Origin of the sequence: Pseudomonas sp. ADAK7 (genome assembly GCF_012935675.1) — a bacterium.
Taxonomy (GTDB): domain Bacteria; phylum Pseudomonadota; class Gammaproteobacteria; order Pseudomonadales; family Pseudomonadaceae; genus Aquipseudomonas.
The window spans coordinates 6,744,905-6,758,700 of record NZ_CP052861.1 but is presented as its reverse complement, the minus strand read 5'-3'; the positions used below and the strand labels follow the sequence as shown (position 1 = coordinate 6,758,700).

The 13,796-nt window shown below is 61.9% G+C and carries 12 protein-coding genes and 3 pseudogenes; 5 read left to right on the top strand and 10 right to left on the bottom strand.

Features of this window, described 5'->3' with window-relative positions; genetic code table 11:
• Nucleotides 1–24 precede the first annotated feature (24 nt).
• Complete coding sequence (locus HKK53_RS30910; RefSeq protein ID WP_133840606.1) at nt 25–198, bottom strand: DUF1427 family protein; 174 nt, start codon at nt 196–198, stop codon at nt 25–27.
• Between the two features lie 130 nt (nt 199–328).
• The gene (locus HKK53_RS30905) at nt 329–1,099 is read right to left on the bottom strand and encodes an AraC family transcriptional regulator (protein WP_169373887.1); all 771 of its coding nucleotides are present in this window, start codon (nt 1,097–1,099) and stop codon (nt 329–331) included.
• Nucleotides 1,100–1,244: 145 nt separating this feature from the next.
• Between HKK53_RS30905 and HKK53_RS30900 the strand changes: the two genes are divergently transcribed.
• Nucleotides 1,245–1,472, top strand: coding sequence for a DUF6555 family protein (locus tag HKK53_RS30900; protein WP_133840608.1), 228 nt, complete (start codon nt 1,245–1,247; stop codon nt 1,470–1,472).
• Nucleotides 1,473–1,548: 76 nt separating this feature from the next.
• Here HKK53_RS30900 and HKK53_RS30895 read toward each other — a convergent pair whose 3' ends face one another.
• From HKK53_RS30895 to HKK53_RS30885, 3 genes are all read right to left on the bottom strand, one after another.
• Nucleotides 1,549–1,713: a metallothionein gene (locus HKK53_RS30895; RefSeq protein ID WP_169373886.1), complete on the bottom strand. Its 165-nt coding sequence runs from the start codon at nt 1,711–1,713 to the stop codon at nt 1,549–1,551.
• Between the two features lie 244 nt (nt 1,714–1,957).
• Nucleotides 1,958–2,413: a DMT family transporter gene (locus HKK53_RS30890; RefSeq protein WP_169373885.1), complete on the bottom strand. Its 456-nt coding sequence runs from the start codon at nt 2,411–2,413 to the stop codon at nt 1,958–1,960.
• A gap of 2 nt (nt 2,414–2,415) precedes the next feature.
• On the bottom strand, nt 2,416–2,910 hold the full coding sequence (locus tag HKK53_RS30885) for a DMT family transporter (protein ID WP_169373884.1): 495 nt from the start codon (nt 2,908–2,910) through the stop codon (nt 2,416–2,418).
• Nucleotides 2,911–3,022: 112 nt separating this feature from the next.
• On the opposite strand from HKK53_RS30885, the gene HKK53_RS30880 reads away from it, so the two are divergent.
• Nucleotides 3,023–3,958 (top strand): LysR family transcriptional regulator, encoded by a 936-nt coding sequence (locus HKK53_RS30880; RefSeq protein ID WP_169373883.1) that lies wholly within the window; start codon nt 3,023–3,025, stop codon nt 3,956–3,958.
• A gap of 156 nt (nt 3,959–4,114) precedes the next feature.
• Here HKK53_RS30880 and HKK53_RS33145 read toward each other — a convergent pair.
• The 3 genes and pseudogenes from HKK53_RS33145 to HKK53_RS30870 all read right to left on the bottom strand — a co-directional run.
• Nucleotides 4,115–4,627 (bottom strand): annotated as a pseudogene (locus tag HKK53_RS33145) (methyl-accepting chemotaxis protein); the annotation flags it as partial.
• Between the two features lie 393 nt (nt 4,628–5,020).
• Nucleotides 5,021–5,791: pseudogene (locus HKK53_RS33140) on the bottom strand (cache domain-containing protein); the annotation flags it as partial.
• A gap of 133 nt (nt 5,792–5,924) precedes the next feature.
• On the bottom strand, nt 5,925–7,241 hold the full coding sequence (locus tag HKK53_RS30870) for a Na+/H+ antiporter family protein (protein WP_169374322.1): 1,317 nt from the start codon (nt 7,239–7,241) through the stop codon (nt 5,925–5,927).
• Nucleotides 7,242–7,637: 396 nt separating this feature from the next.
• Here HKK53_RS30870 and HKK53_RS33135 point away from each other — a divergent pair.
• The 3 genes and pseudogenes from HKK53_RS33135 to HKK53_RS30860 form a co-directional block, all read left to right on the top strand.
• Nucleotides 7,638–8,927, top strand: a pseudogene (locus tag HKK53_RS33135) (HAMP domain-containing protein); the annotation flags it as partial.
• A 102-nt stretch (nt 8,928–9,029) separates the two neighbouring features.
• Nucleotides 9,030–9,785, top strand: a complete 756-nt coding sequence (locus HKK53_RS33130) for a methyl-accepting chemotaxis protein (RefSeq protein WP_429527938.1) — start codon at nt 9,030–9,032, stop codon at nt 9,783–9,785.
• A gap of 286 nt (nt 9,786–10,071) precedes the next feature.
• Complete coding sequence (locus HKK53_RS30860) at nt 10,072–11,754, top strand: MFS transporter (RefSeq protein ID WP_169373880.1); 1,683 nt, start codon at nt 10,072–10,074, stop codon at nt 11,752–11,754.
• A gap of 60 nt (nt 11,755–11,814) precedes the next feature.
• Here HKK53_RS30860 and HKK53_RS30855 read toward each other — a convergent pair whose 3' ends face one another.
• Together HKK53_RS30855 and HKK53_RS30850 are read right to left on the bottom strand one after the other, a co-directional pair.
• Complete coding sequence (locus HKK53_RS30855; RefSeq protein WP_169373879.1) at nt 11,815–13,128, bottom strand: sensor histidine kinase; 1,314 nt, start codon at nt 13,126–13,128, stop codon at nt 11,815–11,817.
• The gene (locus HKK53_RS30850) at nt 13,125–13,793 is read right to left on the bottom strand and encodes a response regulator transcription factor (protein WP_169373878.1); all 669 of its coding nucleotides are present in this window, start codon (nt 13,791–13,793) and stop codon (nt 13,125–13,127) included. The genes HKK53_RS30855 and HKK53_RS30850 overlap by 4 nt, the downstream gene beginning before the upstream one ends.
• Between the last annotated feature and the right edge of the window lie 3 nt (nt 13,794–13,796).

The following is a 13,796-nucleotide window of genomic DNA, read 5'->3' as shown; positions in this document are numbered from 1 at the left end:
CGTCCATTGAAGGGATGAAGGGTTTCAGGCGAACCAGCCGGCAATCAACTGCCGGCCCATGGGCCACAACTGCTCACCGGCGAGCATGCCCAACAACCCCACCAGCGCGATGGCTGGAGGTGCCGGGGAACGAAAATCCAGCGCGCCGTAAAGCAGACCGACGCCGAGGCCGATGGCCAGCGAAATGAGGTAGTTCATGACAGACTCCGTGGCACAGGGGGTATGCGCAGAGTCTAGGGAAAGGCGACAAAACCAATCGGCCAAGGGCTTCTGAATTTCGGCCAAACACTCACCAACACCACAATTCCCTACAGGGTTAGTGTTCGCCTTACCGATTCGCGTTGAATTGCGAAGGCGCGACACCGAGTTCCCGGCGGAACATATCGCTGAAGCTGCTCGGCGAGTAACCCAGCTCCCGGGCGATCGCGCTGACCGGCACGCCCTGGATCAACTCCGCCACCGCCGTCGCCAGTTGCACCTGGCGTCGCCACTCGGCGAAGCCCATGCCCAATCCATCCTTGAACAACCGCGCCAGGGTGCGCACGCTGGCCCCGGCGTTTTCGGCGTGTTGTTCAAACGCGATGTCCAGGGACGGCGCGGCCATGACCGCCTGGCACAGGTTCAACAAACGTCGATCAGAATCGTCCGGCAGCGGGATTTTCAGCATCGAGCGTTTGGCCCGCTTGAGCTCCAGCAAGGCCAGGCCAACCAGCGCCTCGTAATACTCCGGCGCACCGTCGTCGCCCTGCTCCACCAGGCCGACGATCAATTCACGCAGCAGCCCGCCGACCTCGATCACCTGCACGCTGTCATCCAGGGTCGCCGCCAGCGCCGGTCGCAAGTAGATGTTGCGCATCTGCAAGTCCGACACCACGCGAATCCCATGGGGCACGCCGGGCGGCAACCACACCGCCCGTTGCGGCGGAACCACCAGGGCTTCGTGCGGCGTTTCGACCCACATCACCCCGCTCATGGCATACAACAATTGGCCCCAGACGTGCTCATGAGGCTCGATAAACAAGCCACGCGGGTAAGTCCGCGCCAGCGGTTGCACGGGCACATCGGTGTCAGTCAGGTCGGGCGGTGCGGCGAGGGCCATGGGCAGCGTTCATTGACGTTGGCGGAAGTCGCCATGGTAACGAGGCGTCTGGCGCGCCGCCAGTGACACCGCCGTCTGACAATCCGAGTGAATTTTCAGCGCCGCCCGCGATCCCTCTATTACCACAGGGAGGAATACGGGCTTTATGAACAACGCAAAACTCTTCGTCATTGAATACACCCTTCATGGCGTCCCCAAGTCTTTCATTATCCGCCAGGACAAGATGGACAACGCGGAGGCTTGGCATTGGGCAAGTTGCGACGCCGGGGTCGGGCGAATACCCCGATTCGGCCGTGAAAAGGTGCAAAAGACCAGCAAACCGCTGGCGGAGAAATTCGGCGTCGAGAACGTCAAATGGCGACCGGCGAGCTAATTTTCATAAGGAGGACAAGGAACGTCTAAAACAAAAAATGGAGCCCCAGTGGCTCCACTTTTTTTGCGGCGAACGGTCATCCGTGGGCACATTTGCAACCCTTGCCGGTACATTCTTCACCGCCTGCATGGTGCTTGGCGCAGGCTTCGCAGCAATAGTGCTTGCCGTGGCGCGCGATGGGATGTTGGCCCAGCTTGCAGGAACATTTTGGGCAGTCGCAGATACTTTCACTGTCGATCATGGGGGCGGACTCCACTGTTATGGTCGTCCGGTGCGACGGATGCGCACCGTATTAACCAGTGTAGGAGCTTGAACGCCAAATGAAGGTCTGTAGCAGCTGCCGAGCCTGCGAGGCTGCGTTCGGCCGCGAAGCGGTCGTAGAATCAAGCACCATGGTGGGTCAGGAAAACCGCGTACACAGGATTGGCGAAGCCTGCGTCCTCGAACGCAGCCTCGCAGGCTCGGCAGTTGCTACGGGATCGGTATCAAGCGGAAGTTCGGGTACTGCTGCGATACATGAACACCAACGCCAACGCCAGGCACACCATCGCCAGGATCCGGCTCCCCGACAATTCAATCGCCGGGTTGCCGAGCCAGCCGAAGTTGTCGATCAACATGCCCATGCCCAGTTGCCCGATGATCACCGCCACGGTCGCCACCGCCGTGCCGACTCGGGGCACCGCGCCGACCATGACCATCATGTACACCACGCCGAACAGCGCGCCGCTGAGTTGCCATTTCGGCACGTCCAGCAGGCTCACGGCGTGGGCCGGTTCGAAAAACAGGATCAGCAAGCCGCTGACCACCGCGCCGACGACAAAGGTCAGCAAACTGCTGCGCAGCACACCGACGGTTTCACCCAATCGCCCATTGATCGCTGCCTGGACACTCAACACCGCGCCAGCCGCCACGACCACCGCCAACAAAATAATCAGATTCATCATCAACCCCGAGCGATCAGAACAAGTGCCGCGACAATCAGCAGCAACGCCAGCCAACGTTCACCGTTGACCTTTTTGCGAGTGGCGCCGAACCAGCCAAAGTGGTCGATCAGCACACTCTTGCCGACCTGCCCCGACAGGATCGCGATCATGGTCATGGCGACGCCGATGTGCGGCGTGGCCAGGGTCAGCACCACCACGTAGATCGGGCCGAGAAAACCGCCGATCAACTGCCAGCGCGGCAACTCACTGAGCGCCGGCCCTTGCTGCGGGCCACTGAACAGCAACAGCAGAAACAGAATCGCCGAGCCGACGCCGAAGATACTCAGGGTCGCCCACAAGTGCCCGACCTGAACCCCGAGCGGCCCGAGCAAACCGGCCTCCACGGACAGGCCCATGCCGGCCAGGATGACCAGGGGCAGCAGCAACAGCCGCAACCCAGGTTTGGTGGCGGGCGTTGCGACAACTGCAACGTCGTCGATTGAAGAAGACTGCATAAGGAAAACCCATTCAAGGAAACAATGGCGCGCATTATCGGCTGGCGGTGCTTTGCGATAAATGGGAGCATCCGGACAACACTTTTGCGCAACTCGCACAGCAGGTATACACATGCACGGCCTCAACGAGCTGGGATTCAAGGCACTTCGGCTGTTTGTCGCGGTGCTCGACCACGGCAGTTTTTCCGAAGTCGCCCGCCGCGAGGGCCTGGCGCCCTCTTCGATTTCCCGGCAGATCCAGTTGATGGAACAAGCGCTGAATCAGCAGTTGCTCTATCGCCACACGCGCGCGGTCACGCCGACCGAAGCCGGACGCATGCTCGGGCATCACGCGCGACTGGTGTTGGTGCAACTGGAGGAAGCCGAACAAGCCTTGCAGGAACAGCAAAGCGAACCCAGCGGCCTGGTGCGGATCAATGCGCCGGTGGTGTTTGGCCAACGGCATTTGACGCCGTGGCTGGGGCAACTCTGTGAGCGTTATCCGAAGTTGCAACTGGATATTCAGCAGACCGACAGCTATGTCGACCCGCTGCAGGAAGGCGCCGACCTGCTGTTTCGCATCGGCCCGCTGCACGATTCGAGCATGCAGGCGCGGATCCTCGCGCCCCATCGCTTCCAAGTGGCCGCCAGCCCCGCGTATTTAGAGCGCCATGGCATCCCGCACCACCCCGACGACCTCGCCGCCCATCAATGCCTGGCTTACAAAGGCGTGACCGGGCAGCAGCGCTGGTTTTTTCGTCAAGGTCAGCAGGACTGGACACCCTACACGGTGAAAGGACCGATCACCGGCAACCACGCCGACACCCTCACCCAAGCCGCCGAACAGGGGCTGGGGCTGGTGATGTTTCCGTCGTGGCTGATCGGCGAAGCGGTGCGCGCGGGGACGCTGGTGCCGGTGCTAAAGGACTATCAGGTGTCCAATAGCCTTGAGCCGCAGCAGATTGCCGTGCTGTGGCCGGGGAGCCGACGGTTGTCGGTGAAGGTGCGCACGGTGATTGATTTTTATATGGAGTGTTTTGGGACCGTGCCGTATTGGGACAGGCCATAGGTGCCTTTGTAGCAGCTGGCGTAGCCTGCGTTCGGCTGCGAAGCAGTCGCGAAATCAGACAGCGCGGTGGGTCAGGTAAACCGCGAGCATAGGGTTTACGCCTGCTTCGCAGCCGAACGCAGGCTGCGCCAGCTGCTACAGGGAGTGCGTCGCGGTCTAGATGCGGAACTGGCCGACCAGCTTACCGAGACGCTGACCGAGGTCCGCCAAGCTGCGGGACGTCTGCGCCCCCAACTGGGTTTCATCCGCCACGCTGTCCACCGCCACCGCGATCTGATGCACGCTGCGGTTGATCTCTTCCGCCACGGCCGTCTGCTCTTCCGCCGCGCTGGCGATCTGCGCGTTCATCGAATTGATGGTGCCGATCAACTGCGCCATGGTGTCCAGCGAAGCCCCCGCTTCGTTGGCCTGGGCCGAGGTACCGTCGCCGGCCTCACTGGAACGGCGCATCGCTTCCACCGCCGACTGGGTGCCGGCCTGCAAGCGGTCGATCATGCCCTGGATTTCCTGGGTACTGATTTGCGTGCGACTGGCCAACGCTCGTACTTCGTCCGCCACCACCGCAAAACCACGACCGGCCTCACCGGCGCGGGCGGCTTCGATGGCCGCGTTCAGGGCCAGCAGGTTGGTCTGCTCGGCAATCGAGCGGATCACCCCGAGCACGCTGACAATCGACGACACGTCTTTTTGCAGACTGTCGAGGGACACGCCGCTGGTGCGAATGTCATCCACCAACGCATGAATCTTGACGATGCTGCCGGCCACCACACGCTTGGCAGCCTGGCCTTCAGCATCGGTCTGCTGGGCGGCGACCGCAGCGTTTTGCGCGCTCTTGGCCACTTCCTGGGCGGCGGCGGACATCTCGTTGATCGCCGTGGCGACCTGGTCAGTCTCGTGACGCTGACGCTCCATCGCCTGATCCGAGCGCTGGGCTTGATCCGACACCTGATTCACCAGCCCGGTCAGTTGCGAAGTCATTTCGGTGATCTGCCGCACCAGGCCGTGGATCTTGTCGACGAAGCGGTTGAACGAGCCGGCCAGTTGCCCGAGTTCGTCCTCGCTGGTGATGGTCAGGCGCCGAGTCAGGTCGCCCTCGCCCGCTGCGATGTCATCGAGGTTGGCTTTCATCAGGTTCAGTGGCCGCAGAATCGCGTTGGCCAGCAGCATCCCCGCAGCAGCGATCACCAGCAACACGATGACCGCAATCCCGACGATGCTCAGCACCACGCCTTCCATCCGTTCGGTGACCTTGGCCTGGACCAGCGCCACCTGGGCTTCGATGCCATCGAGATTGACCGAAGTGCCGACCGCCATGTCCCACTTCGGCAGGTATTCGGTGTAGCCGAGCTTGGGCACCAGCACCTGGCTGTTGCCGGGCAGCGGCGAGCTGTATTGCAAATAGTGGGTGCCGTCCTTCGCGACTTTCACCAGGTCGCGGTTGACGTAGACGCCGTTCGGGTCGCGGTTGTCCTTGAAGCTCTGGCCCACGCCTTCGGGGCTGTTGGCCTTGAACAGGCGCACAGTGTTGGAGTCGTAGCCGAAGAAGTAGCCGTCCTTGCCGTAGCTGATGCTAGACAGCAACTTGACCACTTGCGCCCGCGCGGCGTCATCGCCAGGGGCGGCGGCGTCGTAAAGGGGTTTGATCGCGGTCATGGCCACGGCGACGTAACTTTGCAGGGTGGCCTTGGCGTCCTTGAGCAGGCTCTGGCGGGTGTCTTCGACCTCCTTGCGCGCCTGTTCCTGAAGAATGAACAGCGTGGTCAGGCTAATGACGAGGGCAAAGAGCAACACCGGGAGAACGGCAAGGGACAGGACTTTAGCCTTCAGGCTCATGCGCATGACGGTTCACTCTTTTGATTTTATTGGCGTGGTTAAAGGCTGTAACGGCAGGCCAGATCAAAAGTTGAATCATCGACTACAAGTCCCTTGTAGGAGCGGGCAAGCCTCGCTCCTACAGGGGGCGCGATCAGAGGACCATCGCCGCTACCCAGCCAAACGCCAGCAGCGGCAGGTTGTAATGCAGGAAGGTCGGGACCACCGTGTCCCAGATGTGGTGATGCTGGCCGTCGATGTTCAAGCCCGAGGTCGGGCCGAGGGTCGAGTCCGAGGCAGGGGAACCGGCGTCACCCAGGGCGCCGGCCGTGCCGACGATGCAGACGATCGCCATCGGGCTGAAACCCAATTGCACGCACAAAGGCACGAAGATCGCCGCGAGGATCGGCACGGTGGAAAACGACGAGCCGATGCCCATGGTAACCAGCAGGCCGACCAGCAACATCAACAACGCGCCGACGCCTTTGCTGTGACCAATCCACGACGCCGAAGCCTGCACCAGCGACTGCACGTCACCGGTGGCTTTCATCACTTCGGCAAACCCCGAGGCGGCGATCATGATGAAGCCGATCATCGCCATCATCTTCATGCCTTCGGTGAACAGGTCGTCGGTGTCGCGCCACTTCACGATGCCCGACACCGAGAAGATCAGGAAACCCGCCAACGCACCGATGATCATCGAATCCAACAGCAACTGAATGATGAACGCCGCCGCGATGGCCACGCCGGCGACCATCAGGCTCAGCGGGTTGTACTCCACCGCGACCTGCTCGACTTTCTCGATTTTTTCCAGGTCGTAGACGCGTTTCTTGCGGTAGCTGATGAACGCGACGGCCAGGCCCACCACCATGCCCAACGCCGGAATGCCCATGGCATGGGTGACGTTGATGCCACTGATGTCGACGCCGCTGCGGGCGACGTTGGCCAGCAGGATTTCATTCAGGAAGATGTTGCCGAAGCCCACCGGCAGGAACATATACGGCGTGATCAGGCCAAAGGTCATGACGCAAGCGATCAAGCGCCGATCCAGTTGCAGTTTGGTCAGCACATATAAAAGCGGCGGCACCAGCAACGGAATAAAGGCGATATGTATCGGCAGAATGTTTTGGGAAGCGATGGCCACCACCCACAGCAAGCCGATCAGCAGCCACTTGACCGAACCGCCGCCGCTGGCGTGTTGACGATCAACCATCGCCAAGGCTTTGTCCGCCAGGGCATGGGCCAGGCCGGACTTGGCAATCGCCACCGCAAAGGCACCGAGCAAGGCATAGGACAACGCCACCGTCGCCCCGCCGCCGAGGCCACTGTTGAAAGCTTTCAGTGTCGCGTCGATGCCCAGGCCACCAGTCAGGCCACCCACCAGCGCGCCGACGATCAGCGCGATCACCACATGCACGCGGGACAGGCTGAGTATCAGCATGACGCCAACCGCGGCAATTACAGCATTAATCATCGTTACCTCAGGGCAAGCGGAATGAGCTCCGCCGGCAGTCTGCGAAGCGCCGCCAGCGAAATAAGGAATGGGTTTTATTAGAGGGCGCGCACTGTGCCGCACGGTCGCCACCTTGTCAAAGCCAACGCCGCTCCTTTTTCAACGCGAACGCCGCCCCTTGTAGCAGCTGCCGAAGGCTGCGTTCGCCCGCGAAGCGGTCGTAAAACCTGTGTGCACGCTCCTCCTGACACACCGCGTCAGCTGGAACACGACTGCTGCGCAGCCGAACGCAGGCTTCGCCAGTTGCTACAGGGTTTTGTGTGACTTCTTATTTAGTTGAACAGATAAAGAAAGCCGATTCGCAGCCGTTACAGTGCAAAGTCTCAGATAAATATCGAATAAGGACGTCTCTCCATGTCGCTCAGACAACTCTCCATCCAATGGAAAATCACCCTGCTGGCCGGGCTCTGCCTGGCGGGGATCGTGACGCTGCTGGTGGGTCTTTCGCTGTATCGCATGGAGCACAGCTCCGCGCTGGTGAAAGCGTCGAGCATGGAGATGCTCACCGAATCCGCCCAGGCGCGGATCGAGTCCCAGGGTGAAAACCAGGCGCTGGGGATTCGCCAGCAGTTCATGGACGCCTATCAATATGGCCACGGCTTTTCGCGGCAGGTGCTGTTCCTGCGCGAGCAGGCGGAGAAGCGCTTTCTCGATGCCTTCGACCTGCGCGAAGACCTGACCCGCCAGGTCAAGTCGGCGCTGCAAGCCAACCCGGAACTGCTTGGCTTGTCCCTGGTGTTCGAAGCCAATGCGCTGGACGGCAAGGACGAACTGTTCGCCGGTCAGGCCGAGCTCGGCAGCAACGACAAGGGTCGCTTTGCCCTGTACTGGTCGCAGCCGACAGCGGGCAAACTGACCTCGATGTCGCTGCCCGAAAGCGACATGGCCGACACCAGCACCGGCCCCAGCGGCGAAGCGGCCAATGCCTGGTTCACCTGCCCGCGCACCACGCTCAAACCGTGCGTGATCGAACCCTACTTCTATGTGATCGACGGCCAGAACGTGCTGATGACCAGCATCGTGTTCCCGCTGATGGTCAACGGCAAAGTCATCGCCTCGTTGTCGGTGGACATCAACCTCAACAGCCTGCAAGCGGTCAGCCAGGGCGCGAGCAAAAAGCTCTATGACGGCCAGACCAGCGTCAGCATCCTCAGCCCGGTCGGCCTGCTCGCCGGTTACAGCCCGGACGCCAGCAAGCTCAGCCAGCGCCTGGATGCCGTGGACAAGATCAACGGCGCCGAGCTGATTCGCCTGCTCGGCACCAGCAGCAAAACCACCAGCCTGCACAGCAACGAGCAGTTGAAAGTGCTGTCGCCGTTCCAGCCGATTCCAGGCGGCAAGTCCTGGGGCGTGTTGCTCGACGTGCCGGAGAAAGTCCTGGTCGGCCCGGCCGAAGCGCTGAAAAAACAGCTCGATGACAGCAACCGTGCCGGCAGTCTGGTCGAACTCGGCCTCGGCGTACTCGCCGCGTTGATCGGCCTGTTGCTGGTGTGGTTGATGGCGCGCAGCGTGACCAAGCCGATTCTCGGCGTGGCCCACATGCTGGAAGACATCGCCAGCGGCGAAGGTGATTTGACCCGGCGCCTGGCCTACGACAAGCAGGACGAACTGGGCCAGTTGGCCGGTTGGTTCAACCGTTTCCTCGACAAGCTGCAACCGATCATCGCCGAAGTGAAGCGCTCGGTGCAGGACGCGCGCAGCACCGCCGACCAATCCTCCGCCATCGCCACCCAGACCAGCGCCGGCATGGAGCAGCAATATCGCCAGGTCGATCAGGTGGCCACCGCGTCCCACGAAATGAGCGCCACCGCCCAGGACGTCGCCCGCAGCGCAGCCCAAGCCGCTCACGCCGCGCGCGATGCCGACCAGGCGACCCGTCAGGGCTTGACCGTGATTGACCGCACCACCACCAGCATCGATAACCTCGCCGCCGACATGAGCGCAGCGATGGTGCAAGTCGAAGGGCTGGCGGCGAACAGCGAGAAGATCGGTTCGGTGCTGGAAGTGATTCGCGCCATTGCCGAGCAGACCAATTTGCTGGCCCTCAACGCTGCGATCGAGGCGGCCCGTGCCGGTGAAGCCGGCCGTGGTTTTGCCGTGGTCGCCGATGAAGTGCGCAACCTGGCGCGGCGTACCCAGGAGTCGGTCGAGGAAACCCGTCAGGTGATCGAGCAATTGCAAAGCGGCACTCAGGAGGTGGTCGGTTCTATGAACAACAGCCATCGCCAGGCCCAGAGCAGCGTCGAGCAAGTCAGCCAGGCCGTGACCGCCCTGCGCCAGATTGGTGAGGCGGTGACGGTGATTACCGACATGAACCTGCAAATCGCCAGCGCTGCGGAAGAACAGAGCGCGGTGGCCGAGGAGATCAACAACAACGTGGCGACCATTCGCGATGTGACCGAATCGTTGTCCGGGCAGGCAAATGAATCGGCCAGAGTGAGTCAGTCGCTTAACAGCCTGGCCAATCAGCAGCAGAGTTTGATGGACCAGTTCCGGGTTTGACCTGAGGTAACTGATCGTTCCCACGCGGCCCGTGGGAATGCAGCCCGGGACGCTCCGCGTCCCATTCAAACGCGGACGCAGAGCGTCCATTGAGGCATTCCCACGCAGAGCGTGGGAACGATCGACTGACTGGCGTTAGGGTTTGCGGGCCGGCGAGTGGATATTTGCGCGAAGCTGATTATGCTTCTAAGGGCAATCCGACAACATCAGCCCCAGGGCCTGGGTGCGGCAACACGGGTATTTTGAGGTGCTCCGGCCTACAACAAGAGCAAGACGGAGAAAACCCATGGCCGTAATCGACAGCACAACCACGGGCACAGGCAGCGCGCCCCACCACGGCATCACCAAGGAGGAGCGCAAGGTCATCTTTGCCTCGTCCCTGGGCACTGTGTTCGAGTGGTACGACTTTTACCTCTACGGCTCCCTCGCCGCGATCATCGCCAAGCACTTCTTCGCGGGCGTCAACGAGACCACCGCCTTCATCTTCGCCCTGCTCGCCTTTGCCGCAGGCTTTGCCGTGCGGCCCTTCGGCGCGATTGTGTTCGGCCGGTTGGGCGACATGATCGGGCGCAAGCACACCTTCCTGATCACCATTGTCATCATGGGTGTCTCCACGGCCGTGGTCGGTTTCCTGCCCGGTTACGCGACCATTGGCGTCGCGGCGCCGGTCATCCTGATTACCCTGCGCCTGTTACAAGGCCTGGCGTTGGGCGGCGAGTACGGTGGCGCGGCAACCTACGTCGCCGAGCATGCGCCGAAAGGCAAACGCGGCTACTTCACCTCGTGGATTCAAACCACCGCGACCCTCGGCCTGTTCCTGTCGCTGCTGGTGATCCTCGCCTGCCGCACCGCCCTCGGCACCGAAGCGTTCGAGGCCTGGGGCTGGCGGATTCCGTTCCTGCTGTCGATCCTGCTGTTGATCGTCTCGGTGTACATCCGCCTGCAACTCAGCGAGTCGCCGGTGTTCCTGAAGATGAAGGCCGAAGGCAAGTCCTCCAAGGCGCCGCTGACCGAATCCTTCGCCCGCTGGGACAACCTGAAAATCGTGATCATGGCCCTGCTCGGCGGCACCGCCGGCCAGGCTGTCGTGTGGTACACCGGGCAGTTCTATGCGCTGTTCTTCCTGCTGCAAACCCTGAAGATCGACCCGCAGACCGCCAACCTGTTGATCGCCGGTTCGCTGCTGATCGGCACGCCGTTCTTCGTCATCTTCGGCAGCCTGTCCGACCGCATCGGGCGCAAGGGCATCATCATGGCCGGCTGCATTCTCGCGGCGGTGACCTATTTCCCGATTTTCCATGCACTGACCCAGTACGGTAACCCCGACGTGTTCATCGCCCAGGAGAAAAATCCGGTGACGGTGATCGCCGATCCTGACCAGTGCTCGTTCCAGTTCGACCCGGTGGGCAAGGCCAAATTCACCAGTTCCTGCGACCTGGCCAAAACTCTGCTGGCGAAGCGCGCGATTCCCTACACCAACGTAAAGGCTGAGCCGGGCACCGTCGCCCAGGTGCGCATCGGCGACAAGGTGATCCCGAGCTTCGAAGGCACCAGCCTGCCGGCCGCGGACTTCAAGACCCGCAACGACGCGTTCACCGCGACCCTCGGCACGGCGCTCAAGGACGCCGGTTACCCTGAAAAGGCTGATCCGGCCAAGACCAACTACCCGATGGTGCTGTTGCTGCTGACCATCCTGGTGATCTACGTGACCATGGTCTACGGCCCAATTGCGGCGTGGCTGGTGGAACTGTTCCCGGCGCGCATCCGCTATACCTCGATGTCGCTGCCCTATCACATCGGCAATGGCTGGTTTGGCGGGTTCCTGCCGACGGTGGCGTTTGCGATGGTCGCGGCCACGGGGGATATCTATTACGGGTTGTGGTACCCGATAGTGATTGCGGTGATGACGGCGGTGCTGGGGATTTTCTTCATGCCGGAAACCAAGGATCGGGAGATTCATCACACGTAGACGACGTTTCGTACCACCCCTGTAGGAGCAAGCTTTGCTCCTACAGGAGGTGGTTCTGGATCAGCGCTTGGGCAATTCGATCACGACCTTCAACCCGCCCCACTCGCTTTCCTGCAACAGCAATCCACCGCCCCAGGTGTCGACGATGTCGCGCACGATGCCCAGGCCCAGGCCATGCCCATCGGTCTGTTCATCCAGCCGTGTGCCGCGACTGAACACCTGGTCGCGCTGGTTTTCGGGAATCCCCGGACCATCGTCTTCCACGCTCAGCTCAAACTTTTCAGGCATGTCGACCACGCTCAAGCGAACCTCGGCGTCCGCCCATTTGCAGGCGTTGTCCAGCAGGTTGCCGAGCAGTTCCAGCAAGTCCTCGCGGTCCCAGGGCAGCAGCAAACCGGCCGGGGCGCGGTAGCTCAAATCCAGGTGCTCACCGTGGATCATGTTCAACGTGGCGAGTAACCCTGGCAGCTCCGCATCGCAATCAAACAGCACCCCCGGCAACGCGTCGCCGGACAAGCGCGCGCGGTTGAGTTCGCGATTGAGCCGTTGCTGCACCTGTTCCAGCTGTTGCTGGATGACCTTGCGCAACTCCGGATGGGCGTCGAGTTTTTCGCTGGACGCCAGGCTGAGCAACACCGCCAGAGGGGTTTTCAAGGCGTGGCCGAGGTTGCCCAGGGCATTGCGCGAACGCTTGAGGCTGTCTTCGGTGTGGGCCAGCAAATGGTTGATCTGCGCCACCAGTGGCTCCAGTTCTACCGGCACCTGATCGTCGAGTTGCGAGCGTTGGCCCTGCTGCAATTGAGCGATCTGCTCGCGGGCTTTTTCCAGCGGACGCAAGGCACGCTGCACGGTAATGCGTTGCAGCAGCAGAATCAGCAGCAACCCCGCCAGACCGAGGCCCAGCCCGACCTGTTGCATGCGCATGAAACTCTCGCGCACCGGCGTGTAATCCTGGGCCACGCTGATGGAAATCGACTGGCCGAGCCGTCGGTAGTCCGAGCGCAAGATCAACAGTTGCTGGCCTTCCGGCCCCAGTTGCAGGTTGCTGTGCAACCCGGCGTGATCCAGTTTTGGCAGTTCCTGGTCCCACAACGAACGGGAGCGCCAGTGGCTGTCGGCAAAATCGATGCGAAAGTAATGCCCGGAAAACGGCCGCTGGTAGGCCGGCGCCAAGTGTCGCTCATCCAGTTGCAAGCCCTGAGGCCCGCGCACCAGGGCCGACAGCAGGTTCTCGCTGTCGTTGCGCAACCCGGCTTCGAGGTAGCGCTGCAAGCCCATTTCGAACAGCCACAAACTGGTTTGCGCCAGCACCAGGCCGACGATCACCATCACGCTGATCAGCCCCAGGCTCAAGCGGCGCTGGATCGACCTCACTGCGCTTGCCCACCGAACAGGTAACCCTGGCCGCGACGGGTTTCAATCACGCTGCGGCCAAGCTTGCGCCGCAAGTGGTTGACGTGGACTTCGAGCACGTTGGAATCGCGTTCGGTTTCGCCATCGTAGAGGTGTTCGGCGAGGTGGCTTTTGGAGAGGATCTGTTCCGGGTGCAGCATGAAATAGCGCAGCAGGCGGAATTCAGCGGCGGTGAGTTGAATGTCGGCACCGTCGCGGGTCACGCACTGACGGCCTTCATCCAGGTGCAAGCCGTTGGCCTTGAGCGTCGGCTGGTTGGCCTGGCCGTGGGACCGGCGCAGCAACGCCTGGACCCGCAGGTGCAGTTCTTCCGGGTGAAAGGGTTTGGTCAGGTAATCATCGGCGCCGGCCTTGAGGCCTTCGATGCGCTCGGCCCAGGAGTCGCGAGCGGTGAGGATCAGCACCGGCGTCGACAAGCCACCGGCACGCCATTGGGTCAGCACCTCAAGCCCCGGCAAACCCGGCAAGCCGAGGTCGAGGATGATCAGGTCATAAGGCTCGCTGCTGCCCTGATAGACCGCGTCGCGCCCGTCGGCCAGCCAGTCCACGGCGTAGCCCTGGCGGTTGAGGCCGGCCATCAATTCGTCGGCCAGGGGCACGTGGTCTTCCACCAGCAGCAATCGCATCGG

Coding starts and splice junctions, on each gene's coding strand:
- HKK53_RS30910 (WP_133840606.1), bottom strand. CDS start 198: ATGAACTACCTCATTTCGCTGGCCATCGGCCTCGGCGTCGGTCTGCTT.
- HKK53_RS30905 (WP_169373887.1), bottom strand. CDS start 1,099: ATGGCCCTCGCCGCACCGCCCGACCTGACTGACACCGATGTGCCCGTG.
- HKK53_RS30900 (WP_133840608.1), top strand. CDS start 1,245: ATGAACAACGCAAAACTCTTCGTCATTGAATACACCCTTCATGGCGTC.
- HKK53_RS30895 (WP_169373886.1), bottom strand. CDS start 1,713: ATGATCGACAGTGAAAGTATCTGCGACTGCCCAAAATGTTCCTGCAAG.
- HKK53_RS30890 (WP_169373885.1), bottom strand. CDS start 2,413: ATGAATCTGATTATTTTGTTGGCGGTGGTCGTGGCGGCTGGCGCGGTG.
- HKK53_RS30885 (WP_169373884.1), bottom strand. CDS start 2,910: ATGCAGTCTTCTTCAATCGACGACGTTGCAGTTGTCGCAACGCCCGCC.
- HKK53_RS30880 (WP_169373883.1), top strand. CDS start 3,023: ATGCACGGCCTCAACGAGCTGGGATTCAAGGCACTTCGGCTGTTTGTC.
- HKK53_RS33130 (WP_429527938.1), top strand. CDS start 9,030: ATGGAGCAGCAATATCGCCAGGTCGATCAGGTGGCCACCGCGTCCCAC.
- HKK53_RS30860 (WP_169373880.1), top strand. CDS start 10,072: ATGGCCGTAATCGACAGCACAACCACGGGCACAGGCAGCGCGCCCCAC.
- HKK53_RS30850 (WP_169373878.1), bottom strand. CDS start 13,793: ATGCGATTGCTGCTGGTGGAAGACCACGTGCCCCTGGCCGACGAATTG.